The 25900-nt window shown below is 62.8% G+C and carries 25 protein-coding genes; 22 read left to right on the top strand and 3 right to left on the bottom strand.

The annotated features are described in order from the left end of the window. Positions 1-20: 20 nt before the first annotated feature. From argF to AC1AX7_RS03260, 6 genes are all read left to right on the top strand, one after another. Positions 21-986: an ornithine carbamoyltransferase gene (gene argF, locus AC1AX7_RS03285; protein WP_476508664.1), complete on the top strand. Its 966-nt coding sequence runs from the start codon at positions 21-23 to the stop codon at positions 984-986. 1 nt (position 987) lies between these two features. Further along, positions 988-1539: an arginine repressor gene (locus AC1AX7_RS03280; protein ID WP_476508663.1), complete on the top strand. Its 552-nt coding sequence runs from the start codon at positions 988-990 to the stop codon at positions 1537-1539. A gap of 92 nt (positions 1540-1631) precedes the next feature. Further along, the gene (locus tag AC1AX7_RS03275; protein WP_476508662.1) at positions 1632-2870 is read left to right on the top strand and encodes an argininosuccinate synthase; all 1239 of its coding nucleotides are present in this window, start codon (positions 1632-1634) and stop codon (positions 2868-2870) included. Positions 2871-3094: 224 nt separating this feature from the next. Beyond that, positions 3095-4591: an argininosuccinate lyase gene (gene argH / locus AC1AX7_RS03270; RefSeq protein WP_476508661.1), complete on the top strand. Its 1497-nt coding sequence runs from the start codon at positions 3095-3097 to the stop codon at positions 4589-4591. A gap of 100 nt (positions 4592-4691) precedes the next feature. After that, positions 4692-5243 carry an HD domain-containing protein gene (locus tag AC1AX7_RS03265; protein ID WP_476508660.1) on the top strand — a complete coding sequence of 184 codons (552 nt, stop codon included), beginning with the start codon at positions 4692-4694 and terminating at the stop codon, positions 5241-5243. A 38-nt stretch (positions 5244-5281) separates the two neighbouring features. Further along, positions 5282-6082, top strand: a complete 801-nt coding sequence (locus AC1AX7_RS03260; protein WP_476508659.1) for a putative ABC transporter permease — start codon at positions 5282-5284, stop codon at positions 6080-6082. Here the strand turns inward: AC1AX7_RS03260 and AC1AX7_RS03255 are convergent. Next, a complete protein-coding gene (locus AC1AX7_RS03255) occupies positions 5988-7823 on the bottom strand; it encodes a DUF975 family protein (protein ID WP_476508658.1) in 1836 nt (611 codons plus the stop codon). The two genes, AC1AX7_RS03260 and AC1AX7_RS03255, sit on opposite strands and share 95 nt — an antisense overlap. A gap of 140 nt (positions 7824-7963) precedes the next feature. Here AC1AX7_RS03255 and tyrS point away from each other — a divergent pair, with 140 nt between their 5' ends. The 5 genes from tyrS (at position 7964) to AC1AX7_RS03230 (ending at position 13261) form a co-directional block, all read left to right on the top strand. Continuing rightward, complete coding sequence (gene tyrS / locus AC1AX7_RS03250) at positions 7964-9286, top strand: tyrosine--tRNA ligase (RefSeq protein ID WP_476508657.1); 1323 nt, start codon at positions 7964-7966, stop codon at positions 9284-9286. 136 nt (positions 9287-9422) lie between these two features. Then, complete coding sequence (locus AC1AX7_RS03245) at positions 9423-11147, top strand: helicase (protein ID WP_476508656.1); 1725 nt, start codon at positions 9423-9425, stop codon at positions 11145-11147. 56 nt (positions 11148-11203) lie between these two features. Continuing rightward, positions 11204-12244: an HAD-IIA family hydrolase gene (locus AC1AX7_RS03240; RefSeq protein ID WP_476508655.1), complete on the top strand. Its 1041-nt coding sequence runs from the start codon at positions 11204-11206 to the stop codon at positions 12242-12244. Between the two features lie 44 nt (positions 12245-12288). After that, positions 12289-12489, top strand: coding sequence for a hypothetical protein (locus tag AC1AX7_RS03235; RefSeq protein ID WP_476508654.1), 201 nt, complete (start codon positions 12289-12291; stop codon positions 12487-12489). After that, positions 12482-13261: a TlyA family RNA methyltransferase gene (locus tag AC1AX7_RS03230; RefSeq protein ID WP_476508653.1), complete on the top strand. Its 780-nt coding sequence runs from the start codon at positions 12482-12484 to the stop codon at positions 13259-13261. The genes AC1AX7_RS03235 and AC1AX7_RS03230 overlap by 8 nt, the downstream gene beginning before the upstream one ends. Here the strand turns inward: AC1AX7_RS03230 and AC1AX7_RS03225 are convergent. Beyond that, positions 13240-13899 (bottom strand): bactofilin family protein, encoded by a 660-nt coding sequence (locus tag AC1AX7_RS03225; RefSeq protein WP_476508652.1) that lies wholly within the window; start codon positions 13897-13899, stop codon positions 13240-13242. The two genes, AC1AX7_RS03230 and AC1AX7_RS03225, sit on opposite strands and share 22 nt — an antisense overlap. A 211-nt stretch (positions 13900-14110) precedes the next feature. Here AC1AX7_RS03225 and AC1AX7_RS03220 point away from each other — a divergent pair, with 211 nt between their 5' ends. The 7 genes from AC1AX7_RS03220 (at position 14111) to AC1AX7_RS03190 (ending at position 20373) form a co-directional block, all read left to right on the top strand. Next, a complete protein-coding gene (locus tag AC1AX7_RS03220) occupies positions 14111-15055 on the top strand; it encodes an NAD kinase (RefSeq protein WP_476508651.1) in 945 nt (314 codons plus the stop codon). Positions 15056-15065: 10 nt separating this feature from the next. Then, positions 15066-16793, top strand: coding sequence for a DNA repair protein RecN (gene recN, locus AC1AX7_RS03215; RefSeq protein WP_476508696.1), 1728 nt, complete (start codon positions 15066-15068; stop codon positions 16791-16793). A 47-nt stretch (positions 16794-16840) separates the two neighbouring features. Further along, the gene (locus AC1AX7_RS03210) at positions 16841-17500 is read left to right on the top strand and encodes an HAD family hydrolase (RefSeq protein WP_476508695.1); all 660 of its coding nucleotides are present in this window, start codon (positions 16841-16843) and stop codon (positions 17498-17500) included. A gap of 104 nt (positions 17501-17604) precedes the next feature. Further along, positions 17605-17994, top strand: a complete 390-nt coding sequence (locus AC1AX7_RS03205; RefSeq protein WP_476508650.1) for a GntR family transcriptional regulator — start codon at positions 17605-17607, stop codon at positions 17992-17994. A 35-nt stretch (positions 17995-18029) separates the two neighbouring features. After that, positions 18030-18977 carry an ABC transporter ATP-binding protein gene (locus AC1AX7_RS03200; RefSeq protein WP_476508649.1) on the top strand — a complete coding sequence of 316 codons (948 nt, stop codon included), beginning with the start codon at positions 18030-18032 and terminating at the stop codon, positions 18975-18977. Then, the gene (locus tag AC1AX7_RS03195) at positions 18974-19663 is read left to right on the top strand and encodes an ABC-2 transporter permease (RefSeq protein ID WP_476508648.1); all 690 of its coding nucleotides are present in this window, start codon (positions 18974-18976) and stop codon (positions 19661-19663) included. The genes AC1AX7_RS03200 and AC1AX7_RS03195 overlap by 4 nt, the downstream gene beginning before the upstream one ends. After that, the gene (locus tag AC1AX7_RS03190) at positions 19663-20373 is read left to right on the top strand and encodes an ABC-2 transporter permease (RefSeq protein WP_476508694.1); all 711 of its coding nucleotides are present in this window, start codon (positions 19663-19665) and stop codon (positions 20371-20373) included. The genes AC1AX7_RS03195 and AC1AX7_RS03190 overlap by 1 nt, the downstream gene beginning before the upstream one ends. Before the next feature lie 72 nt (positions 20374-20445). Here the strand turns inward: AC1AX7_RS03190 and thrC are convergent, their stop codons facing one another. Then, positions 20446-21933: a threonine synthase gene (gene thrC / locus AC1AX7_RS03185; protein WP_476508647.1), complete on the bottom strand. Its 1488-nt coding sequence runs from the start codon at positions 21931-21933 to the stop codon at positions 20446-20448. A 186-nt stretch (positions 21934-22119) separates the two neighbouring features. On the opposite strand from thrC, the gene AC1AX7_RS03180 reads away from it, so the two are divergent. The 4 genes from AC1AX7_RS03180 (at position 22120) to AC1AX7_RS03165 (ending at position 25884) form a co-directional block, all read left to right on the top strand. Next, entirely contained in the window at positions 22120-23433 is a 1314-nt protein-coding gene (locus tag AC1AX7_RS03180) for a glutamate-5-semialdehyde dehydrogenase (RefSeq protein ID WP_476508646.1), read from the top strand. Positions 23434-23438: 5 nt separating this feature from the next. Next, positions 23439-24101, top strand: a complete 663-nt coding sequence (locus AC1AX7_RS03175) for a phosphoribosylglycinamide synthetase (protein WP_476508645.1) — start codon at positions 23439-23441, stop codon at positions 24099-24101. Beyond that, positions 24098-24781 (top strand): nicotinate-nucleotide adenylyltransferase, encoded by a 684-nt coding sequence (gene nadD, locus AC1AX7_RS03170; RefSeq protein WP_476508644.1) that lies wholly within the window; start codon positions 24098-24100, stop codon positions 24779-24781. The genes AC1AX7_RS03175 and nadD overlap by 4 nt, the downstream gene beginning before the upstream one ends. Positions 24782-24864: 83 nt before the next feature. Continuing rightward, positions 24865-25884, top strand: coding sequence for a ribose-phosphate diphosphokinase (locus AC1AX7_RS03165; RefSeq protein ID WP_476508643.1), 1020 nt, complete (start codon positions 24865-24867; stop codon positions 25882-25884). The last annotated feature ends 16 nt before the right edge of the window (positions 25885-25900 follow it).

The raw sequence follows: 25900 nt of genomic DNA, 5'->3' as shown, positions 1-25900 counted from the left end.
TCAAACATAAAGGAGCAACTATGGCCGGACAACTGCGCCACATGCTACGCGACGATGACGTGAACCACGAGGAGCAGAAGCAGATCCTCGAATTGGGCATGAGGTTCCGCGAGAATCGTTTCCACCATCAGCCCTTTGCGGGACCGCAGGGCGTCGCGGTGCTGTTCGACAAGCCGAGCACCCGTACGCGTTCGAGCTTCTCGATCGGTGTGGCCGAACTCGGAGGCTACCCGCTGGTCATCGACAAGTCCGGCTCCCAGCTGGGCCGTGGCGAGCCGGTGGCGGATACCGCCCGTGTACTGACCCGTATGGCCTACGGCATCGTATGGCGTACCTTCGGTCAGGAGCGCGTCGAAGAGATGGCGAAATATTCCACCGTGCCGGTGGTCAACGCCCTGACCGACGAATTCCACCCATGCCAGATCCTGGCCGATTTCCTGACCATCGCACAGTTCCGCGGCGGCGTCGATGCGCTGAAGGGCATGACCATCGCCTATTTGGGCGATGCGGCGAACAACATGTCCAATTCGTATCTGCTTGGCGGTGCCGTCGCCGGCATGCATGTGCGCGTGGCCGGACCGAACGGCTACCTGCCCGACCCCGCCATCGTCGCGGACGCCGAAGCGATCGCTTCCGAAAACGGCGGCTCCGTTCTGGTCACCACCGATCCGAAGGAAGCCGTCGCCGGCGCCGACTGCGTGTTCACCGACACGTGGGTTTCGATGGGCGAGGAGGCGGAATACGCCATTCGTTCCAAGCCGTTCTGGCCGTATCAGGTCAACGACGAACTGATGGCGTTGGCCAAGCCGGATGCGCTGTTCCAGCATTGCCTGCCCGCATATCGCGGCAAGGAGGTCACCGCTTCGGTGATCGACGGCCCGCAGTCCGTGGTGTGGGACGAGGCGGAGAACCGTCTGCATGCGCAGAAGGCGTTGCTGACCTGGCTGGTGGGGCAGCAGCGTGGCGACGAAAGCCTGCTGGTCTGACATGACGGACACGGCCGACGTCTCATCGTCATTGCAGAGGCCGTCCACAAGGGCGGCCAGGCTCAGCGCCGTCGAGCAGGCGCTGCTGACGCATGTCATCACGTCCCAATCCCAGCTATCCGAGATCCTTTCCGCGCAAGGCATCGAAGTGACGCAGGCGACCCTGAGCCGCGATCTGGACGAGTTGCGTGCGACGAAGACCCGTCTGGCGGACGGCACGCTGGCATATGCGGTAGGGGCCTTGAAAGCGGGCCACGCCGCAGTCCGGCAAGGAACGCCTCCGATGCCGTCGGACGGAACGGGCAAGGCGGAGCAACAGATATCGCGTGTGCTGTCCGGATTGATGACGTCGGCGGCGTTCGCGCGTAATCTCATCGTCGTGCATACGCCATCCGGCGCCGCGCAATACGTGGCAAGCGTCATCGATAAGCAGCCGATCGACGGCGTGCTGGGAACCATCGCCGGCGATGATACGGTGATGGTCATCTGCGTCGACGACGATACCGCGAAGATGCGCGCCGAGTGGCTTCTGCGCCTGGTCGCAAAGGAATAGGCGCAGACGCGACACGCTACGCCGACAAATATGCATAAATATACATAGGTGTGCATATAGTAATGAATATCAGACTTGAAGAAAGGTGGACCATGAGCGAAAAGAATCGTATCGTTCTGGCATATTCCGGCGGCCTGGACACTTCCGTGGCCATTCCGTACCTGAAGGACCGTACCGGCAAGGACGTCGTCGCCGTGTCCCTCGATGTCGGACAGGGCGGCGAAAGCCTGGAAACCATCAAGCAGCGCGCTCTGGCATGCGGCGCCGTCGAGGCCTACGTGGTGGACGCCCGTGACGAGTTCGCGGACGAATACTGCATGATGGCCCTGAAGGCGAACGCCATGTACGAAGGCGTGTATCCGCTGGTCTCCGCCATCTCCCGTCCGCTGATCACCAAGCATCTTGTGCGCGCCGCCCACCAGTTCGGCGCGGACACCATCGCCCACGGCTGCACCGGCAAGGGCAACGATCAGGTTCGTTTCGAAGTGTCCATCCAGTCCATCGACCCGAGCCTGAAGGCCATCAGCCCGATTCGCGATCTGTCGCTGACCCGTGACGTCGAAATCGCGTACGCGAACGAGCACAAGCTGCCGATCGTGCAGACCGAAAAGAGCCCGTTCTCCATCGACCAGAACGTGTGGGGCCGTGCCATCGAGACCGGCTTCCTCGAGGACCCGTGGAACGCACCGACGAAGGACTGCTACTCCTACACCGACGATCCGGCGTTCCCGCCGGTCGAAGACGAGGTCGTCATCGAATTCAAGCAGGGCGTGCCGGTCCGCATCGACGGCCGCGACGTCACCCCGCTGCAGGCCATCGAAGAGATGAACCGTCGTGCCGGCGCCCAGGGCATCGGCCGCGTCGACCTGATCGAAGACCGTCTGGTCGGCATCAAGTCCCGCGAACTGTATGAGGCTCCGGGCGCCATCGCATTGATCACCGCCCACCAGGAGCTGGAGAACTTCTGCCTGGAGCGCGAACAGCACCGCATCAAGCGCGACATCGACAAGCGCTGGGCCGAACTGGTGTACGACGCGCAGTGGTTCTCGCCGGCGGTCAAATCCCTCAACGCCTTCATCGAGGACACCCAGCAGTATGTGTCCGGCGAAATCCGCATGGTGCTGCACGGCGGCCGCGCGGTCGTGGTCGGACGTCGCTCCGAATCCTCGCTGTACGACTACAACCTCGCCACCTATGATTCCGGCGACGCCTTCGACCAGAACGCTTCGAACGGCTTCATCGAGATCTATGGCCTGCCGAGCAAGGTCGCGGCCGCCCGCGACGTCAAGTTCGGCAATGCCATCGAAGTGCCGGACAATACCGTTGAATGATGCATTGAACGCCTTGTCCAAATAAAGCGCGTCGGGGGTGTGACGTTTTCGCCACATCCCTTTTTCCATATCGGCGGATATGCATCGCATGCCGTGCGTTTCGCCATACCGTGCGTTTCGCCGCGAACGCATCCGTATCCGGATTCATGGGCATCCGGAAGACACGACCCCGACAATGAGACCGGCCCCGGCCCATGACAACGCCGGCCCGTACAGTAGGACATATGACTATACAAGGCAACGAAGAACAGACGCAGGAACATCTCGCATTGTGGGGCGGTCGCTTCACCTCCGGCCCGTCCCCGGAATTGGCGAAACTGTCCAAGTCCACACAGTTCGATTGGCGACTGGCCGATGACGACATCGCAGGCTCCCGCGCACATGCGCGCGCATTGGGCCGTGCCGGACTGCTGACCGACGACGAATTGCGGCGCATGGAGGATGCGCTCGACGAATTGCAGCGTCGCGTCGACAGTGGCGCGTTCGCCCCGATCGAAGACGATGAGGATGAGGCCACGGCCCTGGAACGTGGTCTGCTGCAGATCGCGGGCGACGAGCTTGGCGGGAAACTGCGTGCGGGCCGTTCCCGCAACGATCAGATCGCCGCATTGATCCGCATGTGGCTGCGCCGCCACAGCCGTGTGATCGCAGGCCAGTTGCTTGACCTCGTCGCGGCCCTGATCGCCAAGTCCAAGGAGGCGGGCGATGCCGTCATGCCCGGCCGTACGCATATGCAGCACGCCCAGCCGGTGCTGCTTGCCCATCAGCTGATGGCCCATGCATGGCCGCTGCTGCGCGACGTGCAGCGTCTGGTCGATTGGGATGCCCGCGTCAACGCCAGCCCGTACGGTTCCGGCGCACTCGCCGGCAATACGCTTGGTCTCGACCCGCAGACCGTCGCCGTGGAATTGGGCTTCGACGGCGTCACCGCCAATTCCATCGACGGCACGGCAAGCCGCGATCTGGTCGCCGAATTCGCTTTCGTCGCGGCCATGGCCGGCGTCGACATCAGCCGTCTGAGCGAAGAGATCATCATCTGGAACACGCAGGAATTCCGTTTCGTGCGTCTTGACGACGCCTATTCGACCGGTTCGTCGATCATGCCGCAGAAGAAGAATCCGGATATCGCCGAACTGGCCCGCGGCAAATCGGGGCGTCTGATCGGCGACCTGACCGGTCTGCTGGCCACGTTGAAGGGCCTGCCGACCGCATATGCGCGCGACCTGCAGGAAGACAAGGAAGCGGTGTTCGACCAGGTCGACACGTTGGAGATTCTGCTCCCGGCCTTCACCGGCATGGTCGCCACGATGACCTTCGATCTGGAGCGTCTCGAGGCCGAGGCCCCGACCGGTTTCGCGCTGGCCACCGATATCGCCGAGTGGCTGGTGCGCAATGGCGTCCCGTTCCGCCATGCTCATGAGCTTTCCGGCGCCTGCGTCAAGATCGCGGAGGCCCGTTCCCAGGAATTGTGGGATCTGACCGACGAGGATTTCCAGTCGGTGTTCGAAGGCTTCCTGCCTGCGGACAAGGCGATCCGGGTTCGTGAAGTGCTCTCCACCAAGGGATCCGTGGCCGCCCGCAACGGCAAGGGCGGCACCGCCCCGGCGCGCGTCGCCGAACAGATCGAGGCCGCTTGCGAGGAATCGAAGCGTCTGCGCGCATTCGCCTTCTCCGTCAGCGACGGCTCCGCGTACAAGACCCCCGAATCGCTGCTCGCATAGCGGCGGCCGACTGGCCCAGGCCGGTGCATTGGCTTACAATCGAAGCCGGTGCGCCGGCATATGGTCGTCGACGTGCGGTTTCCTATCACCGGGAGGACGTGTGCTGACAAAACGGCAGATTCGTGCATTGGTCCATCATTACGGCAATGAGGTCATCGAACATGATCGCATGCAGATCGAGAAGCGCTGCTACCAGCACGGTTCGGTGACCACGTTCGCGCACTCCATACGCGTCGCATGCCTGGCGGTATGGTTCGCCGACAGGCTGCGCCTATGGCATAGGATCGACGCCAGGTCGCTGGTGCGTTCGGCGCTGCTGCATGATTATTTTCTGTATGATTGGCACGACTGGGACGACGGAACCCATCGGCTGCACGGCTTCACCCACGGCAACGCCGCCTTGTCGAACGCGATGGACGATTTCGATCTGAACGACATCGAACGTGACAGCATTTCACGGCACATGTTCCCGCTGACGCCGTTGCCGCCGCGTTACATCGAGGGATATCTGGTGACCATCGCCGACAAAGTCAGCGCGACGCGGGAGACATTGTCCCCTGACCGCTTCGACCGTCCGAACCTGAAGGCCGCGCCGCGCAAGAGGCCGGTGAAGGCCACGCGTTCCTCCGGCGTCGTCCGGATCGGCGCCTGAAACGGGCAGGGCCCTGACCCTGGTCTGATTTTTTCCGGATGGTCGGCATGATCGAACGCTGCATAGTCTGGTTTCTTCTCTACGGCTTTCTCGGATGGCTGTATGAATCGATCGTCGTGTCGGTCCAACAGCACCGCATCGTCAATCGGGGGTTCCTCAACGGGCCGCTATGTCCGATCTACGGCATCGGAGCGGTGGGGGCCATCGTGCTGTTGGGAGGCATCCATGATCCCGCCGTCCTGTTCGTCGCCGGGGCCGTCGGCGCCTGCGTCTTGGAATACTGCACCTCCTGGATGCTGGAACGTCTGTTCCATGCGCGCTGGTGGGATTATTCGGATATGCGATTCAACCTCAATGGCCGCATATGCCTTCTGGGCGCGCTGGTGTTCGGCGCCTTCGCCGTCGTAATCGACACCATGATCCATCCGGTCGTACGCGGATGGACCGATGCCATGCCCGACGTCGCGCTGCATTGCATATGCGTCGGCGGCATGCTGCTGCTTGCCATCGACTGCGCGGTCACGGTGTCGGGCATCATCGGGCTGGACAACGACCTCGACAGGATCAGACAGACGCTGGCCGGCTATGGCATTGCCGTACGCGACGCCATAGACGACTCCCTGTCCGACGCCACGCTGCTGATCAACGAGTCCAGACGATCCCTCAGGCATATGCCGGCCGAATTCAAGACACGCATCCGCGACACGGTCACGTCGATGCTCAACCGTCAGCAGCTGCGTATGATCACGGCGTTTCCGAAACTGCGCACGGCGAGGAACGGAGACACCCTGGATCAGCTTCGCGCGCTATTGCAGCGGATGCGGCATGATAGTCGGTGACGCCGGCGCCGGTATTCGGATATACGAGAGAGCAGGCCCAGTCGATCAGGAATATGACGGCCAGCGTTATGACGACGGGTTTCAGACGGGCGTCGGGAAGACGGCTGAGCGCATCGTCGACGGCCGGGGCGAGCAGATAGACGATGGCCAGTCCTCCGATGCCGAACGCCAGCAGTCCTTCCGCGCAGATCCTCCCGTTGATGTTGAGGAAGTATCCCGTGTAGTCCCACCATCGCTGCCCGCCATGGAGCATCTCCAGACACCATGACGAGGCATACTCCAACACGCCGCACAGGACGACGGCGGCGAGGAACTCCAATGCGGGCCGTTCCCGAAGGCGTTTGAGCGCGATGAGGATGAGCAGGCCGCCGGTGCCATAGATCGGCAGCCACGGCCCGTGCAGGGTGCCCCGGTTGATGAACGCGCCTTCGTCGATGAACGCGATGATCACCTCCCAGACCCATCCTATGAAGCCGAATATGAGGAACATGGCGATCAGATGCAGCACGGTATAGCTTCGGGTCGCGCCCAATGTGACGTTGTCCTGCATGCGGAACGGCATGGGGACCGGGGCGAGCCGCACGGGGTAGGAACGGCCTTCGACCATCGCGCGTCCCTTTTCCGTCTGGTAGCGCCGCGCCCGGTATGTTTCGTAGCGGGTGACCTGCGGCGACGATACCAGCATGACGCCGAAGCGATCCGCAAGCATTCCGGCGAATCCACGCGGTTTCGAGACGTGCGTCCCCTCCTCGGCCACGACGTCGATCTGCCGGGTGACGTCATGGTAGACGGCGTCAAGCAGCGCGCGGTCGGCGGGACGGTACAGCCATTCGTCATTGAGCGCTTCGCTTCCGGGCATGGACGACCGTTTGGCCGCGGCTCGCAGACGAACATAGTATTCGGCGAAGAACGCGGCCCGGTAGACGTTCGAATAGAGGATCCCGGACAGGCCGAAGGTGAGCAGGTTCAGCAGATGCCATCCGACGAACGACAGCTGCGCGACGAAGCACTCCCATTTATGCCCGTACATCATGCGGCGCGACAGCGTGATGGCCTCGCGGGCCGAGATGTTCGGGTTCTCCGCCATGATGTAGGGGACGAGCATGTAGGAATAGGTCTTGACGATGCCTCCGACGATGGTGAGCGCCCATAGCAGGCGGTATACGTTCATGACGAACATCACCCATGCCATATGCGACCATAATCCGGTATGCAGGGGGTAGAGGAACCGCGTCGCCGGCACGATGCCGTACGTGCGACCCTCCAACAGTATCCTTCGCATGACGATCAGGTAGGTCTGTCGCACGAACAGCCACAGGAACGCGTATATGACGAGGCTCGCCGCGGTCAGCAGTATCATCGCCGTGTCGCGTGAACGCACGATGGACTGCGTCGCCTGCACGATCGACAGCGTGAGGCTGCCGGAGGAGAGTGCGTTGACCGCGGAGGCGAACACGCCGCGGGAGCGTCCCAGCAGGGCGCTGTGGTCGCCGTCATGGATCGCCGACTCGTTGAGCTCCACCTGCCTGCGTGCATTCCCGTCGTCGTCGGACGTCATGGCGTTGAAGGCGATGTCCATGTTCACGTCGAGCATCGAGGGGGCGTTCTGATAGTTCACGGCCCATAGCGACGACGAATACTGCACGCCGAGGAAAGCCGCGCACAGGCACACCGCGACGAACAGCCAATAGTGCGCGCGCAAACGCCGTCTGGCGGTATCCTTCATGCCGCGTCGATCCATAACCTCGCTCCTTATGCCTCTATGAGGTTCCACTGTAGCCGCTGCGCGGGGCGTTGTCGCCTGTCTGCCTGTCCTGAGAGACTTGTAAGGCTGAAAATGCATAGGAAAACTCACAATTTGATAGGGGAGTGACAACAGATATGGCTCACGTCATCGACTTCAGGGAGGCGGGATTCGATTCCGTCCTCGATGAACTGGAATGGCGCGGGTTGATTTCCCAGTCCACCGACCGGGAACGACTCGCACAAGTGTTGGGCGGGGAGCCGATCACCTATTATTGCGGTTTCGATCCCACCGCGGCCTCCCTGCATATCGGCAATCTCGTGCAGCTGATCAACATGCGGCATCTCCAGGCCGCGGGGCATCATCCGATCGCTCTGGTCGGCGGCGCCACCGGTCTGATCGGCGATCCGCGCCAGTCCGGAGAGCGTACGCTGAATCCGAAGGACGTCGTGGCCGGATGGGCCGAGCGCCTGAAGAGGCAGATCGGCGGAATCCTGGAGACCGAGGGCGCGAATCCGGTCCGTTTCGTAAGCAACTACGATTGGACCGCGGACATGAGCGTCATCGACTTCCTGCGCGATGTCGGCAAGAACTTCCGTCTCGGCACCATGCTCGCCAAGGACACCGTCGCACGCCGCCTCAATTCCGAAGAGGGCATCTCCTTCACCGAATTCAGCTATCAGGTGCTGCAGGGCAACGACTACCTGCACCTGTTCGACGAGTACCATTGCGTGCTGCAGATCGGCGGCAGCGACCAGTGGGGCAACCTCACCTCCGGCCTCGACCTGATCCACAAGATGCGCGGCTATGACGTCAACGTGTTCACCAGCCCGATCATCACCGACGCGCAGGGCAAGAAGTTCGGCAAGTCCGAAGGCAATGCGGTATGGCTGGACGGCACCATGCTCAGCCCGTACAAGTTCTACCAGTTCTGGTTCAACCGCCCCGACGTGGAGATGGAGAACCTGCTGAAGGCGTTCACGTTCCTGCCGAAGGCCGAGATCGAACGTCTGGTGGAGGAGTCGAAGACCAATCCGGGTGCGCGCGAAGCGCAGCGCGCCCTGGCATGGGAGGTCACGAGCTTCGTGCACGGCGAGCAGGCGACCCAGCAGGCCATCGACGCCGCCGGCGCTTTGTTCGGACGCGGCGGTGACTTGACGACGATCGATGAGCTGACGTTGGAAGGCGCGCTTGACGGCCTGAAAATCGACCAGGAGGACGGTTCCAAGGCGTTTGCCGGGGCCTGCGCGGGCGACCGCGTCTGCGAGGCCGGCGTGAAGGCCGGCCTGTTCAAGTCGCTGTCCGAAGCGCGCAAAACCATCAAATCCGGCGGCGTGTATGTGAACAATATCCGCGTTGAAGACGAAGAGCGGCTTTTGGGCGACGATGACTTCCTGCACGGACGGTTCGCACTGATCCGTCGCGGCAAGAAGGCGCTTGGCGTCGTGGAAAAGCATTGATTTCACGGCACGGCCGCGGCGACGCCCCGGCCGTGCCCGCAAAGCCGTAAGGCTGACCGACCCAATACCTATTTCCTCATACAAACAACGATGCCGGGCCGCCGATGCGGCCGGCACGCATAGCAAAAGGACATCCATGGCAGAAGAACACGCTTCGCGCGGCAAATCCTACGGCGACCGCAGGTCCTATAATTCCGGCAAGCCGGGATCCCGTGGCGGCAAGGGATTCAAGCCGCGTTCCGGCAACGGCGGCAAGTCCTACGGGCATAAGTCCGGCGGTTTCCATAACGACGGCGATCGTCGCGACGGCTACCGCAAGAACAACGGCGAGTTCCGCCACGAAGGCGGATCACGCCGTGACGGTGAAGCGCGCCGTGACGGTGAATTCCGCCGCAGCGGCGAAGGCGGACAGCATCGCGACCATCGTGGCGGCGATCGTAGATTCCAGAACCGCGGCTTCAACGGCGATCGTCGTGGCGGCTTCCGCAAGGACGGGGAATCGGGCGATTTCCGCGGTGGCCGTTCCGACAATCCGCGCTACCAGCGTCGCGACCGTGACGATTCCCATAAGGATGGATTCCGCCACGACGACAATCGCGGCCGTCGTCAGGACGGCGACCGTCCGTTCCGCAAGGATGGCGACCGTCGCTCCGGCGGTTTCCGCCGTGATGATCGCCGTGACGACCGTCGCGGCTTCCGTGGCGATGACCGTCGCGGCGGCCAACGCGGTTTCCGCCGTGACGACCGTCATGCCGATCGCCGTGATTTCCATCGTGACGACCGCCGTGGCCATGACGAGCATCGCGAATTCACCCGTGAGGAAAAGGCCGCATATCGCGAGGAGAAGCGTCGCGACTATCTGTCGAAGCCGCATCGCAATTCCGACGGCACGATCAGCTATCCGTCGCAGAACCCGTATACCGACCGTCGTCCGAACGAGCCGAAGATGCCTCGCGGCATCGACCTGAAGATGCTCAGCAAGGACGAGAAGGAACGTCTGCGCGGTCTGAGCAAGGAGCATGCCGACAACATCGCCTATCACATCCTTGCCGCATACACATTGGAGGAAAGCGACCCGAAGGCCGCCCTCGAACATGCGAAGTGGGTCGCCCATCAGGCCTCCCGGATCGATTTCGCGCGCGAGACGCTGGCGTTCGTCGCATACCGTCAGGGCGACTATAAGCTGGCCATGCGCGAATTCCGCACCGCGTACCGTATGAACGGCTTCCTCGACTACCTGCCGTTCATCGCGGACTGCGAGCGTGGCGTGGGCAATCCGAAGAAGGCCATCGAATTGGCGATGTCCGAACAGGCGCGCGAGCTGCGCGGCGAAGCCAAGGCCGAAATGCTTCTGGTGTACGCCGGCGCATTGGGCGATCTGGAACTGTGGGACAAGGCCATTGAGATCGTGCATATGCTGGGCCGTTCCAAGGGTCTGGCCGGCGCCTACCGCATGCGTGCCATCCAGGCGGAACAGTATTTCCTGGAAGAGGCCGGACGTACCGATGAGGCCGTCGACCTCGATGTGATGCTCGACCGCCTTGAACTGCAGTATGCCGATGCCGAAGAGGACGAGACCTCCGACGATCTGGTCATCGAATACGACATGTATCACATGTCCGAAGAGCTGATGGACGAGCTTGGCATCACCGAAGAGGACGCCCAATACGCTCCTGAGGACCCGCAAGAGGATGACGAAGAAGCCGAAGCCGGCGACGACGAGACGGAACTGCCGGCCGAGGAAGCCGAAGCCGGCGTGCAGTCCGACGAGGAGCCTGCCGAGTCGTTCGACGAAGGCGAACCGACGACGCATGATCCGGCCGAGGAACAGTCCGAAGCGGATGCGCAATCCGCGCAGTGACGTCCCAGGACTGAAGCATTCGCACGCCGATTTTGGAAGGGAATGGACCACAGACGATGACGGGCATGCTCAAATCCACCGATAAGCCGCTAAGCGAGGCGTACCGCCTTGCGCTGCTTGACCTTGACGGCGTGGTATACCGCGGCAAGAATCCGGTCGAGCACGCCTCCGACAGCATTCGGGCCGCGGAGTCGGCCGGCATGACGGTGGAATACACGACGAATAATTCGTCCCGTCCGCAGTCCGTGGTGGCCGAGCAGCTGCGTGGATTCGGTCTGGACGTCGAGCCGTGGCAGGTCATCACATCGTCCGTCGTGGCCGCCCGTATGGTGGCCCGCGCCGTTCCCGAAGGCGCCAAAGTGCTGGTGGTGGGCGCCGAGCATCTTCGCGAGGAAGTCGCCAAACAGGGGCTCGTCGTCGTCGATTCGGCGCAGGACGAGCCCGCCGCGGTCATTCAAGGCTGGTATCCCGAAATGATGTGGAATCAGATGGCGCAGGCGGCGTACGCGGTCGAACATGGTGCCGTGTATTTCGTCACCAATCGCGATCTGACGATTCCCCGCGAACTCGGCATCGCCCCCGGCTGCGGCTCGATGATCCAGGCCGTCGTCAACGCGACCGGCGTCGAGCCGGCCTCTTCGGCGGGCAAGCCGGAATCCGCCATGTATGACGAAGCCCGCCTGCTGGCGGCCCATGATGGGACCACGCCGGTGGCCAAGGGGCTGTGTCTGGCCATCGGAGACCGTCTCGACACCGATATCGAGGCCGGCACCCGTGGCGGCTACGATTCCCTGGCCGTGCTGACGGGCGTGACGAATCCGCACGAGCTGATGACCGCGCCCGCCCACCTGCGTCCGAGCTTCATCGCCAAGGACCTGCGCGGACTGAACAAGGCTCATCCCGCAACGGTCCGAAAGGCCGGAACCTGGGTCTGCGGCGAAGACTTCGCGCGCATCACGGACACCCAGGTGCAGGTCAGCGGCACACATTCGATGAACGCCCTGCGCGCGGCCTGCTGCATGCTGTGGGATGCGGCGGATCGCGGCGTCGACATGCGGGGTCTGGAACTGCCTCGTTTCGAAATCGAAGCCGACTGATCGATCCGACCCGCATATCTTCCGAAGGGATATGCGGGTTTCGCATGCCCACACGCATTGGGAAGAAGGAGGACATGATGGAGCAGGCCTCGCATCAGCCGCAGGAAACGGAGCATGTGGCCATACGCGAACGCTTCACGCCGTTGCGGCGCATCGACGAATTGGATGACGCGCAATGCGTCGAGCTGTTCTCCGACATCCTGCGCACACTGCAGCACGATCTTGATGGGCGCCGGCATGAATGATCCCGGCCGGCATACCGCGCGTCTGGACGCATATCTGTCGGAAAACGGCATCGTCGCGACCCGATCGAAAGCGCAGCGTCTCATCAGATCCGGGCATGTCCTGGTCAACGGCGTCGCCGTCACCAAGCCGGCGACGCCGGTATGCGACGCGGACGCCATCGCCGTCGACAAAGGCGACGATTACGTCTCCCGCGGCGCATACAAACTGGTAGGCGCATTCGACGAATTCGAAAAGAACGGCCTGCCGTCCCCGCAAGGCCTTGGATGCTTGGACATCGGAGCGTCGACGGGCGGCTTCACCGAAGTGCTGCTGCGCCGTGGAGCCGCACAGGTCATCGCGTTGGACGTCGGGCATGGCCAGCTCGATCCGCGCATCGCCGACGACGAACACGTCATCGAGATGAGCGGCGTCAACATTCGTGACGTCGAATCCTCCGACCTGCCGTTCGCGCCGCAGATGATCGTCTCCGACGTATCCTTCATCTCACTGACCTATGTCATTCCCGTCATCGCGCGCATCGCGGCCTGCGGTGCGCATGTCGTGCTGCTGGTCAAACCGCAATTCGAAGTGGGGCGGGCGCATCTCAACCGTAACGGCGTCGTCGATGATCCCGACATGCGGGAACAGGCGTTGCGGACTGTAACGCAGTGCGCGCGCGACCATGGCCTCGGCGTTCAGGCGACCTGCGTCTCCCCGATCGAAGGCACATACGGCAACGTGGAATTCCTGCTGTACGCGACGGCGCCGAATCAGCCGTGCATTCTGCCCTGATCCTTGACGATCCCCACCTGGGCGGTGGAGGAGATGTCCAGTTCCTTGTCGTAGCTGATCTGCTCCACCTTGCATTCCGCGCCGAGATATACGGTAGACGCGTCGATGCTGTGGCAGCTCAGCCGATGCACCTCCACCGATTCGCCTTGAACGCTGGAAGCCCTGCTGCCATCGGTGTATCGATGCATCGACAGGCGTTCGAGCAGCGGTGAATCCAAAGGTCTGAGACGAAGATTGCGCGCCTGCAGCCTTTCGCCATACAGAACCCCGTTCAGCTGTGCGGTGTCCGCGCTGATCAGCCGTTCGCTGATCAGCTTTCCGTTGACCTCGAGCCGATCGCTGCATCGCAGCGTTCCGGAGATGTCGAGCAGGCCGGTGAACGTCATCGCGTCGCACCAGCCGTTGCCGTTGATCTGCAGCGATCCGTGGCCGCGGACATGCGAGACGCGAAGATCGCCGTTGCAGATGATGTCGCCCCCGCAGCGCAGTTCGGCGCCGACGAGATCTGGCGCATGCAGCGAACCCTTCACTTCGAGCGTGTGAAATCTGACGTCATGCTCGAATTCCACGTCGCCTTCGACATGAACCGTTTCGTATTGCCCGGCATGCACGCAGCCGGAATGAATCGTGATATCCATCGTTTTCGCCCTTCTCCCTGTGTTTCCTCCCTTTACCCCTATTTTCAAGGGGACCACCTGTGGAAGGGGGTATTGGAATGTGCAGATTTCAGGAGTCGTCGCATCGGCGGCGATAATTCGCGATATCGGCGGAATTCGCGGCGTTTCGTCATTCGTTCATTTGTTCGATTACACTGTAATCGGTGAGTTGATTCGACCAGGAGGTTGACGGATGGCAAACGCTCGTCACGCGGTGGTGGTGACGCATAGCAAGATTCGCCAGGGCGGCACCATCGTGAATGAGGCCGTGGAGCAGCTGCGTCACGCCGGCTTCACCGTGTCGATCATCGACAATGCCGAAGCCCCTGAGTTCGGCAGGCCCTCCCCGCTGGTGCCGGACGATACGGAAATCGTCGTCGTCTTGGGCGGGGACGGCACGATCCTGCGCGCCGCGGAGCTGGTGCATTGCACGCGCGTGCCGATTCTCGGCGTCAACCTGGGGCATGTGGGATTCCTGGCCGAATTCGAAAGCTTCCAGATGAGCGAGGCGATTCGACGCATCGCCGAACATGACTATTACATCGACGAACGCATGATCGCGCATGCCGACGTGTGGCTGCCCGGAGCGGACGCGCCGGTCGAGGATTGGGCGCTGAACGACATCACACTGGAACGTGTCGACCGCGGCAAGATGATCGAGCTTGCGATCCAGGTCGACGGCGTTGAAATGAGCTCGTTCGCCGCCGACGGCGTCATCGTCTCCACGCCGACGGGGTCGACGGCATACGCGTTTTCGGCCGGAGGCCCCGTCATGTGGCCGAACGTCAAGGCGCTGCAGTTGGTGCCGTTGGCGGCGCATGCGCTGTTCGCCCGCCCCCTGATCATCGGCGCCGGCTCCACGTTCGCCGTGGACATTCTGGACGATTCCATGTCGGACGGCTGGATCTGCTGCGATGGCCGCCGCCAGTGCGCGTTGCCGAAGGGCACCCGCGTGGAAGTGCGCCAGTCGAAGGATACATTGCAGTTGGCGCGCCTGTCCGGCGTGCCGTTCACGCATCGGCTGGTCACGAAATTCGACCTGCCCGTCGTCGGCTGGCGCGAACATGCGCGGCGGGACCAGCTGCGCCATGGACGGCGGGACGATGCAGCCTCGACGACCGAAGACGAACGCCGCTGACGGGTGAATGATGCTTGAAGAGCTTGAAATCCATGATTTGGGCCCTATCCGTTCCGCTGTGCTGGAGCCTGCACGCGGCATGACCGCGATCACCGGCGAAACGGGTGCCGGCAAGTCGATGCTGCTCAGTGCGATTCGCCTGATCTCCGGCGGCTCCGCGGATTCCGGCCGTGTGGCGCCCGGGGCGGACAAGGCGTGGGCGCAAGGCGTTTTCCATGTCGAGGCGTCCCGTGACGGTGCCGCATTGGCCGCTGTGGACGAGGCCGGCGCCGATCCGCAAGACGATGAGCTGTTTCTGTCCCGCACGATTCCCGTGTCCGGGCGGTCGCGTGCGACCCTATGCGGGCGTGGCGTCCCCCGTTCGGTGCTGGGCGCGGTGGCCGAACATCTGGTGACCATTCACGGTCAGGCCGACCAGCTGCGCATCGCGTCCGCAGGTCGCCAGCGTGAGCTGCTGGACGCCTATGCCGGGGATGAGGAGGCCCTGCAGGCGTATCGTTCCGTCTGGAACAGGCTGCAGGCGGTGGAGGATCGGATCCGACGCGCCACCAATCAGGAGGCGTCGGCGCGGCAGCAGGCCGATTATCTGCGCGAGTCCATCGAACGCATCGCGCGCGTCGATCCGAAGCCGGGGGAGGACGACGAACTGAAGGAACGTCGCGACCGCATCGAGAATTCGGCGAAGATCGTCGGAGGCGTGGGCGCCGCATTGTCGGCGTTGGACGCTTCCCAGATGGGCGAACAGGATGGCGGCGTGGGGGCGATCGCGCTGCTCGAATCCGCCGCGCGTTCGCTGCGCGCCATCCATATGGACGGCGTGTTCGACCAGGCGGCGGACCGTCTTGAATCGTTGAACGCCGATCTTGAAGACGTCGTGTTCACGCTGTCGCAGCAGCTTGGCGACGGTTTTGAAAACGAAAACCTGGACGCCATCAACGATCGCATCCATGAGCTCAATGAGCTGACCCGCCGTTGGGGGCCGACTCTGGCCGATGTGATCGCATGGCGAGACAAGGCCGTTTTCGATTTGGAGGATCTTGACGCCTCGGACGACCGCATCGGCGAATTGCGCGCGCAACGCGACGGCCTCCAGGCCGAAGCCCTGAAACAAGCCTCGGCATTGAGCCGTCGACGCCAATCCGCCGCCGACGAATTGGCCGGCAGCGTCACCGCCGAATTGGAATCGCTTGCCATGGCCGGTTCGTCGTTGCGCATCGGCGTGACGCCGCGCGAAGGCGGCGGCGCGTTGGATGCGAACGGAATCGACGATATTGAATTCCTGTTCACGCCTTTCCCCGGCTCCGTGCCGATGCCGATGGGCAAAAGCGCGTCGGGCGGCGAGTTGAGCCGTTTGATGCTGGCTTTGGAATTGTGCACGGCCGGCCGGCGCATGGACGCCGAAGCGGGTGGAGGCGCGCCGTCGATGACGTTTATCTTCGATGAGGTCGATGCCGGCGTCGGAGGCAAGGCTGCGGCGGAATTGGGCCGCCGTCTTGCGCGTCTTGCGCAAAGCGCTCAGGTGATCGTCGTGACGCATCTGCCGCAGGTGGCCTCTTGGGCGGACAGCCAATTCGTCGTCAGTAAACATGAGTCGGGCGACGGTGAAACCGTGGAGACGACGGTGACGCCGGTCGCCGGCGAAGAACGCGTCAATGAGATCGCGCGCATGCTGTCGGGCACGGAATCCGAAGCCTCGCTTGGCCATGCGCGTGAATTGCTGGAGGAATCGCATCTGTGAGAGGCAGATGATCCGACCGGCGGATGGTTTGCGAATAGGAGCATATGATGGGCGTCAACACCGGTAAGGCCGCCATTTTCGATCTTGACGGCACATTGCTGGATTCCATGGGCGTGTGGGATCAGGTCGACATCGATTTTCTCGCCAAACGCGGCATCGAGGTGCCGGACGACTATATGGGCAAGGTCGCGTCGATGCAGTTCCGTCAGATCGCGGAATACACGATCGCCCGCTTCGGGCTGGACGACACCCCGGAGGATCTGATGGAGGAGTGGGATTCGATGGCGGCCGTCGCCTACGGCACGGTGGTCGAGGCGAAGCCGTACGCGCACGGGTATCTGCAGGCTTTGAAGGAGTCGGGCGCGGCGCTGGCCGTCGCCACGTCGCTGCCCCCGCGCCTGCGCGGGCCCGCGATGCGGCATGTCGGCATCGACGCGTATTTCGATCAGGTGGTCAGCGTGGACGACGCCGGCGATGTCGGCAAGGACAGGCCGGATGTGTATCTGCTGGCCGCCTCCCGACTGGGCGTCGAACCGGAGCGCTGCACGGTGTTCGAGGATCTGCTGGTCGCCATGCGGTCGGCGAGGTCGGTCGGCATGCGTGTGTGGGCGATGCACGATGATTCCTCGGCGCGCGATTGGCCGGCGATCTGCGAGGTCGCGGACGGCGTGCTGTTCGATTTCCATGACGCGCCGCGAATATTATGAACTGTTATGCGACACACCAGTACAGTCGGGTCCTCACTGTGTTACTGTTATATAGAACAGTTATACAGCTGTTCTAGCGCTATAAAACAGAAAGGGGCAACGGTATGAGACTGATCATCTCGTCCGTGTCCGGAGAACCAATCTACGAGCAGATCAAAAACCAGATCCGCGCGGCCGTGCTTTCCGGCGAACTCGCGCCGGGGGAGGCGCTGCCTTCCCTGCGCAGGCTCGCCAAGGAGCTGCGCGTGTCCGTGCTGACGATCACGAGAGCGTACAACGAGCTTGCCGAGGAAGGCATCGTGCAGAACATCCAAGGCAAGGGCACTTTCGTGATGAACCGCGGCAACGAGCTGATGAAACGGCGCGCCCGCGGTCGCATACGGGAGCTTTTCGTACAGACGTCGGTCGCGGCCAAGGCCGCCGACATCCCCCTGGACGAATTGCACGCTCTGCTCGAGGAAGCGTATGGCGACGCCGACGAAGCGGCCCTATAGGCCGTCATGTCCGGGCGTCTGCCAGGAGGGCAACGATGAACACAATGCAGGAGACGGCGACGGCGCTGTCCGTCACCGGTCTGACCAAACACTATGATTCCGGATTCAGGCTTGACGACATCACGTTCGACCTGCCGGTCGGATACATCATGGGCCTGATCGGGCCGAACGGCGCAGGCAAGTCGACGCTGATCAAGCTGATGCTCAACATGCTCCATCGGGATGCGGGGGATATCCGGATCCTGGGTCGCGACATCCTCGCCGCGGAGGAGACTGTGAAAGAGCAGCTTGGCGTGGTGTTCGACACCAGCTATCTCGTCGAGACCTGGAGCGTGGGCAAGGTCGAGCGTGTGATGGCGCCGATGTACGGGCGATGGGATCATGCGTTGTTCGATTCCTATCTCGCCCGCTTCTGCCTGGACCGCAACAAGCAGGTCAAGGAGCTGTCCCGAGGCATGCAGATGAAGCTGATGCTCGCCGTGGCGCTGAGCCATGACGCGAAGCTGCTGATCCTCGATGAGCCGACCAGCGGCCTGGACGTGCTGGCTCGTGACGAGTTGATGGACCTGCTGTCCGAATACATCGAGGACGGCGAACATAGCGTGCTGTTTTCGACGCATATCACCGCCGATCTGGAACGCGCCGCCGACTTCATCACCTACATCACCCACGGCAGCCTGTATTTCACCGGTCCGAAGGACGAATTCGAGGACTCCTTCCGCCTGGTCAAAGGCGGTCCCGACGACCTGACCCCTGCGCTGGAACATGCGGCGTTGGGCGTGCATCGTTATGCGACGGGCTTCGACGCATTGGTCCGCAGCGAAGAGGTGCCGGGAATCCTCTCCGGACGCTCCATGGACGACGGAGGCGGCACGGGCGCCGCGCTGGCCGTGGAACCGGCCTCGATCGACGACATCGTGCGCCTGACCAACGCGCATCACGGCCCGGCGGCCATGCGCGGCGACGTTCCGGAGGTGGCATGATGCGGACGCTTAGCGCATTTCGTCTTGACTGGCATCGGATAACAGGCCGCGGCAACGGGTATATGGCGTTCATGCTGGCGTTCTTTCCGGCGCTGACGTTGCTGATGGCGTTTTCCGCGGATACGCGGGCGATGATGGCCGGCATCCAGGGAGGCCTGGTCGGAGGGCTCGCCGTGCTGCCGATGAACCTGTTCGCCTATGAGGACCAGCCTGCCGGTCATTGGCTCGGAGGCATGGTGCCGCTCAGCCGCCGGCATCAGGTGATGGGAAGATATGCCTTCCTGCTGGTCTTCCTGGCGGTGATCATGGCGGAACTGGTCGCGTGCACGCTGATCGCCAACATCGCGTCGGGCGATGCGCCATGGTCGTGGAGCGACAGCGCGAAGGTGGCTTCGCTGATGTTCGGCGTCGGAATGGCCGAATCGCTGTATTTCCCGCTGCTGTACCGTTTCCCGGCACGCAAGGCCATGATGGTCGTGCTGACGGTCATGTTCCTGCTGGTGTTCGGCGGAATCGGACTGGCGACGACGCTGCCGGAATCCATCGTGGACAGCGTCATCGGGGCGGTATCCGGAGTGATGGGCACCGTTCCGCTCGCCATCGGCCTCGAGGCGGCCGTATTCGTCCTGGTCCTCGTCCTGTCGGCGTTGGTCTCGACTCGTATCGTCGAAGGGAAGGAGCTGTGATGGGCCTGCAGGAAGGAAACCGCCGCCGTGAATGGCTGCGCTGCCTCCGTTTCGAATTCGAGCTGGTCAGCGGCAACGGGCCGATGGGAACCCTGATCGGCTTCCTGCTGCCGATGTTCTTCGTCCTGATCATGTGGGCCGAAGCGATCCGACCGGTGGCCTTCGGCCTGATGGTGGCGTTCACCCTGGGATATTGGGTGCTGTCGGTGGGAGCCCTGTTCGTGTCGGGCGGCGGTGAATCGGCGGGCAGGCTGATCTCGGTGATACCGGTCCGCAGGCGCACGCAGGTGACGGCGCGCTATGCGGCCGCCGGACTGTTCATACTGCTTGCCGTCGCGGAATTGGCATGCGAAATCATGCTGGCGACGTTGCTGTTCGGCTTCGAAGGCCTGCAGTCCGATGCGCTCGCGACGTTGCTGTTCGGTTCGGCCGTGGCGCTATGCGTCATCATGGCCTTCGAAATCCCGTTCTACTTCGCCCATGAATATACGTGGGCCACGCAGGTGTTCGTCGTCTCCTGCAGTATGGTGGTCTGCGCCGCCAGCTGCATCGGAATCATATTGCCGGACGAGGTGGTGCGGCGCATCGCGGCTGCGGTGACGTCGCTGCCGCCCGCGGCGGGATATGCCGGCGGCGCCGCCGCGGCCGTCCTGGCGGTGGCCGTGTCGTATCTGCTGTCGATGCGGATCTGGATCGCGAAGGAATTCTAGGATTCGTCGCGGCGCGATGGGTGGGGGCGTCCTGCGGTTGCAGGACGCCCCCACCCATCGCAGGGGTCCGCGTCAGACGTTGCGGGCCGCCTGCTCCACGAAGTCCGTCATGTCGTCGATGCCGATGACGTCGTCGAAACGCACGTCGGCCGATTCCAGGCCTCGCAGCGCGGCGGGAGCGGTCGTGCCGGTCGCTTCGGATAGCACGTCCATGCATTGGAAATCCGTGCCGGTCGCATCAAGGCCCAACGATTCGTTCACGACGCGCGGGAACTTGTACGGGCTGGCGGTCGACAGCAGCACGCGCGGGGTCTGCGGGTCGCGCGGCATCTGCTGCATCACGAAATAGCCGCAGGCCGTGTGCGGGTCGATCACATAACGGTTGCGCCGCCAGCAGTCGGCGATCATCTCGCGCACCTGGTCCTCATCGGCCCAGCCGCATCCGAACAGCGCGCGGATCTTCGCCAGCATGGCCTCCGGGACCTCATACGCGCCCCACTGCTTGAGGTCGTTCATCAGCATGGCGATCAGACGCGTGTCCTTGTCGGACATGTAGTACAGCATGCGTTCCAGGTTCGAGGAGATCAGAATGTCCATCGAAGGGGAAATCGTCTGGAAGAACGGGCGCTGACGGTTATAGGTGCCCGTGTTGAGGAAGTCGAACAGCACGTTGTTCCTGTCGGAGGCGACGATCAGATGCTTGACCGGCAATCCCAGCAGCTTCGCGTAGTAGCCGGCGAGGATGTCTCCGAAGTTTCCGGTCGGCACGCAGAACTCCACCTCGTCGCCGACGTTGATGGCCTGACGTTCGACAAGCTGCGCGTAGGCGGAGAAATAGTAGACGACCTGCGGCACCAGACGACCCACATTGATCGAATTCGCCGAAGACAGCGTCACGTGTTCGTCGCCGGCCAGGCGTTCGGCAAGCTCACGGTCGGCGAAGATCTCCTTGACGGCGGACTGCGCGTCATCGAAGTTGCCCCTCACCGCGCACACCTGCACATTGGAGCCCCGCTGGGTCGTCATCTGCAGTTCCTGCACCTGACTGACCTTGCCTTCCGGATAGAACACCGTGATGGCGGTGCCCGGGGCGTCGGCGAAGCCGGCCAACGCCGCCTTGCCGGTATCTCCCGACGTAGCCGTCAGAATCATGATCGTCTCGTCTTCGGCGCCGTCCGCAGGCGTCGTGCGCGCCATGAAACGCGGCAGGATCTGCAATGCGACGTCCTTGAACGCGGAAGTCGGGCCGTTGAACAATTCCAGCACATAATCATCGCCAAGCGGCTTCAACGGGGTGATTCGCCCGTCCGACCACTGATCGCCATACGCTTCGGCGATGCAGGCCTTCAATTCGTCTTCGCTGAAATCCGGCAGCAATACGGCGAGCACGTCATAGGCGATCTGCTGATACGATTTGCCCGCCAGCTGCGCGATATCGACTTTCGCCTCACCCAGCGCATCGGTGACGAACAGTCCGCCGTCATCGGCGATGCCCTTGCGGATGGCCTGCTTGGACGTCAGGGAATCGGCGGTGCCGCGCGTGCTATGGAATGTGATCACGGGAACATCCTTTGAAAGCTTGAAACGAATGATGTCTGCCCTTACCAGTGTAGCGGCCGCGCGCATCGATGTCCGCAGCCGTCCAAGCAACGGAACGTCCGGGCGGACGATCCGGCGGAACGCGGTTGCGACATGACCATGGACGAAACGCATATCGAGGCTTTCCTGATGGTACGCTGAACAACTATGACGAATACCGAGATGCCGCAGGAAGCCCTCAGCGCCACCGCGTTCGAAGCGGTATGCGGGAAGGCCGACGCCTGCGCCCGGGCGCAACACGATCTCGCCCAAGCCAACACCCAAGCCAAGAACGAGCTGCTGCAGGCCATCGCCCAGGCACTGGAGGACCGTGCGCAGGAAATCGCCGCCGCGAATGCGCAGGACATGGCGCAGGCGGAACACGACGGCATGGACGCCGGCAAACTCGACCGCCTTCGTTTCGACGGGCCTCGAGTGGTCGCCTGCGCGCAAGGCGTGCGGCATGTGGCATCGCTGCCCGATCCGGTCGGCGAAATCGTCCGCGGATACACGCTGCCCAACGGTCTGCGACTGCAGCAGACGCGCGTGCCGCTCGGCGTCATCGGCATGATCTACGAAGCCCGTCCGAACGTGACGGTCGACGTGGCGTCATTGTGCCTGAAGTCCGGCAACGGCGCGATCCTGCGCGGCGGACACGCGGCCGAACGCACCAATACGGCGACGCTCGGCGTCATCGGCGACGTTTTGGAGGAACAGGGCTTCGCGCGCGAGCTGGTCGCATCGGTCGACGAATTCGGACGTGAAGGCGCCACGGCGATGATGCGCGCCCGCGGCCATATCGACGTGCTGGTTCCGCGCGGCGGCGCCGGCCTGATCCAGGCTGTCGTACGTGAATCGATGGTGCCCGTCATCGAAACCGGCGCCGGCAACGTGCATATCTATGTCGACCGCACGGGAGACCCGGAAAAGGCGATCCCGATCATCCTCAACTCCAAGACGCAGCGCGTCGGTGTGTGCAACGCCGCCGAAAAGCTGATCGTGCATCGCGACGTGGCCGAAGCGTTCCTGCCGATCATCGCGCAGGCGCTGACCACCGCCGGCGTGGAGCTGATCGTCGACGAACGCGCGCGCTCGATCATCTCCGGAGCGAACATCCAGAATCTGCGCATGCGCCTGGCGGAGCCCGAGGACTGGGACACCGAGTATCTTGCGCTGCGGATCGGCATCATGGTCGTCGATTCGATCAACGACGCCATCGCGCATATCAACAGGCATTCCACCGGGCACACCGAATCGATCATCGCGGAAAACTATTCGCGTGTCGAAAAGTTCACCTCGCAGGTGGATTCGGCGGTCGTCATGGTCAACGCGTCCACTCGTTTCACGGATGGCGGGGTGTTCGGCTTCGGCGCCGAGCTCGGCATCTCGACGCAGAAAATGCATGCCCGCGGCCCGATGGGACTGCGTGAAATGACCACGACGAAATGGGTTGGCTATGGAATGGGTCAGGTGCGAGAATGAACGATATGAATGAGATGAATGACGATGCCCCCGCCTGCGAAGCCGCGGCCGATTCCGCCGTCGACGGGCGCGCCGAGGACGTTCAGGCGGACGGCGGCACCGCGTGCGGCATCGACTATGAGGCCAATCCTTGGAACGTGGATCTGGATGACGAGCGCGTCTGGCTCAAAATCGCCGCCGAACGTCTGAGCATCGTGCGATATGTGTTCCTCGTACAGGTCGAAGACGGCATCGCGTCGGCGGCGCAGCGAGCCTCGCTTGAATATGCCGACGCCGTGCTGATCGGCTGGCCGGACAACGATTCCGATGAGGCCGTTGATCTGCAGGAGGACCAGTGCAGGCAGGTGCGCGGGCAGATCGCGATGATGGAGCAGTACATCGCCCGTTTTTCCGCCATGGAAAGCGATCATGACATCGACGGCATGACCGATACGCTGATTCGCGTCACCGAACGGGTCGCCGAGGTGCGCCGCATGTACCAGCCGGACTTCCCGCTGCCCACCTTCGCCGAAATCCGCAGGGTCGTGCAGGACGAATGGGACGCCGATATGGATGAGATCGATCCGCGCGACGCCGATACGGATGTCGCGATGGCGGTCGCGGCGGACCAGTACGGCACGGATGCGGATGACGCCGGCGATGCCGCGCAGCAGGGGAGGGCCGCATGATCGACGCGGAACGTCGCATGTCCGATCTGTCGTTGGACGAGGCGCCTTCGGACGCCGTAAGCAACGGCAGGCGTTCCGCGCGCGGCAACTGGCATAGCCGTCCGCGTATCGGCATCATGGGCGGCACCTTCGACCCGATTCATAACGGCCATCTGGTGGCCGCTTCCGAAGTGGCGTGGGTGTATGACCTTGACGAGGTGGTTTTCGTGCCGACCGGCCGGCCGGTATTCAAATTGGACAAGAAAGTCACCAACGCCGAAGACCGTTACCTGATGACGGTGATCGCCACGGCTTCGAATCCGAAATTCACCGTGTCGCGCGTCGACATCGACCGTCCCGGCGTGACATACACCATCGATACGCTGCGCGACATCCGCGGGCAGAACCCGGACGCCGAACTGTTCTTCATCACCGGCGCCGACGCGGTGGCTGAAATCATGGAATGGAAGGACGCCGATCTGATGTGGGACCTGGCGCATTTCGTCGCCGTCACGCGTCCCGGCTATTCGTCACCCAACGGGGTGCGTCTGCCTGAAGGCAAGGTGGACACGTTGGAGATCCCGGCATTGGCGATCTCCTCGACGGATGTGCGCCGTCGAGCCGGCCGGGGGGAGCCGGTCTGGTACCTGGTCCCCGACGGCGTCGTGCAGTATATCGGCAAGCACGGCCTATATCGCTGATCGACGCCGATACGTGTTGGACGGTCTTCGTAAACGGTTATGATGAATCAGTCCACTTTGGCGTAACAACGTTTGGAGACACGGTGAGCGCAATCCTTGAAGGAAAGCCAGATAAGAACCTCATCCTCGTCACCGGCAGGGCACACCCCAAGCTGGCCGAGGACGTTGCAAAGCAGCTCGGCATTGATGTGTTGGAAACGACGGCGTACGACTTCGCCAACGGCGAGATGTACGTGCGCTACACCGAATCGGTGCGTGGCGCAGACGTGTTCGTCCTGCAAAGCCACAGCAATCCGATTAATCAGGCGATCATGGAACAGCTGATTATGATTGATGCGTTGAAGCGCGCTTCCGCGCGATCCATCACCGCCGTCTGCCCGTTGCTCGGCTATTCTCGTCAGGATAAGAAGCACCGCGGCCGCGAGCCCATCTCCTGCCGCCTGGTTTTTGACCTGCTGAAAACCGCAGGCGCCGACCGTATCATGAGCGTCGATCTGCACGCCGCTCAGTCCCAAGGATTCTTCGACGGCCCGGTCGATCATCTGATCGCCATGCCGGTGCTGGTCGACTACATTCGTGACCGTTTCTCCAATCAGCTCGATAATGTCACCGTCGTCTCCCCGGATGCCGGCCGTATTCGCGTGGCCGAACAGTGGGCGCAGCGTCTCGGCGGCGGCCCCCTGGCCTTCGTGCACAAGACGCGCGACATCACCCGTCCGAACCAGGCTGTAGCCAACCGTGTCGTCGGCGACGTCGAAGGCAAGGACTGCGTGCTGGTCGACGATTTGATCGATACCGCCGGCACGATCGCCGGCGCATGTACCGTGCTGAAGAATTCCGGCGCGAAGTCCGTTACCGTTGTCGCCACGCATGGCGTGTTGTCCGACCCGGCGGTCGAGCGTCTGCGTGCCTGCGGTGCGAAGGAAGTCGTGCTGACCGACACCGTGCCGATTCCGGAATCGAAGCGTTGGAACGGTCTGACTGTGCTGTCGATTGCTCCGCTGCTGGCCAGTGCCATCCGTGCGGTATTTGAAGATGGTTCGGTGGCTGAATTGTTCGACACGTATCCGGAACATCACGGCCAGGGATTCCTGTTCGCCTGACGTCGGCATGCTCCGG

It is taken from the genome of Bifidobacterium sp. LH_449, assembly GCF_056356755.1.
The sequence above is the reverse complement of the archived record's forward strand: the minus strand, read 5'-3'. Positions and strand labels throughout refer to the sequence as shown.

Bases quoted from the DNA above. Each gene is read 5' to 3' on its own strand.
- argF (WP_476508664.1), top strand. From the start codon at position 21: ATGGCCGGACAACTGCGCCACATGCTACGCGACGATGACGTGAACCAC.
- AC1AX7_RS03280 (WP_476508663.1), top strand. From the start codon at position 988: ATGACGGACACGGCCGACGTCTCATCGTCATTGCAGAGGCCGTCCACA.
- AC1AX7_RS03275 (WP_476508662.1), top strand. From the start codon at position 1,632: ATGAGCGAAAAGAATCGTATCGTTCTGGCATATTCCGGCGGCCTGGAC.
- argH (WP_476508661.1), top strand. From the start codon at position 3,095: ATGACTATACAAGGCAACGAAGAACAGACGCAGGAACATCTCGCATTG.
- AC1AX7_RS03260 (WP_476508659.1), top strand. From the start codon at position 5,282: ATGGTCGGCATGATCGAACGCTGCATAGTCTGGTTTCTTCTCTACGGC.
- AC1AX7_RS03255 (WP_476508658.1), bottom strand. From the start codon at position 7,823: ATGGATCGACGCGGCATGAAGGATACCGCCAGACGGCGTTTGCGCGCG.
- tyrS (WP_476508657.1), top strand. From the start codon at position 7,964: ATGGCTCACGTCATCGACTTCAGGGAGGCGGGATTCGATTCCGTCCTC.
- AC1AX7_RS03245 (WP_476508656.1), top strand. From the start codon at position 9,423: ATGGCAGAAGAACACGCTTCGCGCGGCAAATCCTACGGCGACCGCAGG.
- AC1AX7_RS03240 (WP_476508655.1), top strand. From the start codon at position 11,204: ATGACGGGCATGCTCAAATCCACCGATAAGCCGCTAAGCGAGGCGTAC.
- AC1AX7_RS03235 (WP_476508654.1), top strand. From the start codon at position 12,289: ATGCCCACACGCATTGGGAAGAAGGAGGACATGATGGAGCAGGCCTCG.
- AC1AX7_RS03230 (WP_476508653.1), top strand. From the start codon at position 12,482: ATGAATGATCCCGGCCGGCATACCGCGCGTCTGGACGCATATCTGTCG.
- AC1AX7_RS03225 (WP_476508652.1), bottom strand. From the start codon at position 13,899: ATGGATATCACGATTCATTCCGGCTGCGTGCATGCCGGGCAATACGAA.
- AC1AX7_RS03220 (WP_476508651.1), top strand. From the start codon at position 14,111: ATGGCAAACGCTCGTCACGCGGTGGTGGTGACGCATAGCAAGATTCGC.
- recN (WP_476508696.1), top strand. From the start codon at position 15,066: ATGCTTGAAGAGCTTGAAATCCATGATTTGGGCCCTATCCGTTCCGCT.
- AC1AX7_RS03210 (WP_476508695.1), top strand. From the start codon at position 16,841: ATGGGCGTCAACACCGGTAAGGCCGCCATTTTCGATCTTGACGGCACA.
- AC1AX7_RS03205 (WP_476508650.1), top strand. From the start codon at position 17,605: ATGAGACTGATCATCTCGTCCGTGTCCGGAGAACCAATCTACGAGCAG.
- AC1AX7_RS03200 (WP_476508649.1), top strand. From the start codon at position 18,030: ATGAACACAATGCAGGAGACGGCGACGGCGCTGTCCGTCACCGGTCTG.
- AC1AX7_RS03195 (WP_476508648.1), top strand. From the start codon at position 18,974: ATGATGCGGACGCTTAGCGCATTTCGTCTTGACTGGCATCGGATAACA.
- AC1AX7_RS03190 (WP_476508694.1), top strand. From the start codon at position 19,663: ATGGGCCTGCAGGAAGGAAACCGCCGCCGTGAATGGCTGCGCTGCCTC.
- AC1AX7_RS03180 (WP_476508646.1), top strand. From the start codon at position 22,120: ATGACGAATACCGAGATGCCGCAGGAAGCCCTCAGCGCCACCGCGTTC.
- AC1AX7_RS03175 (WP_476508645.1), top strand. From the start codon at position 23,439: ATGAATGAGATGAATGACGATGCCCCCGCCTGCGAAGCCGCGGCCGAT.
- nadD (WP_476508644.1), top strand. From the start codon at position 24,098: ATGATCGACGCGGAACGTCGCATGTCCGATCTGTCGTTGGACGAGGCG.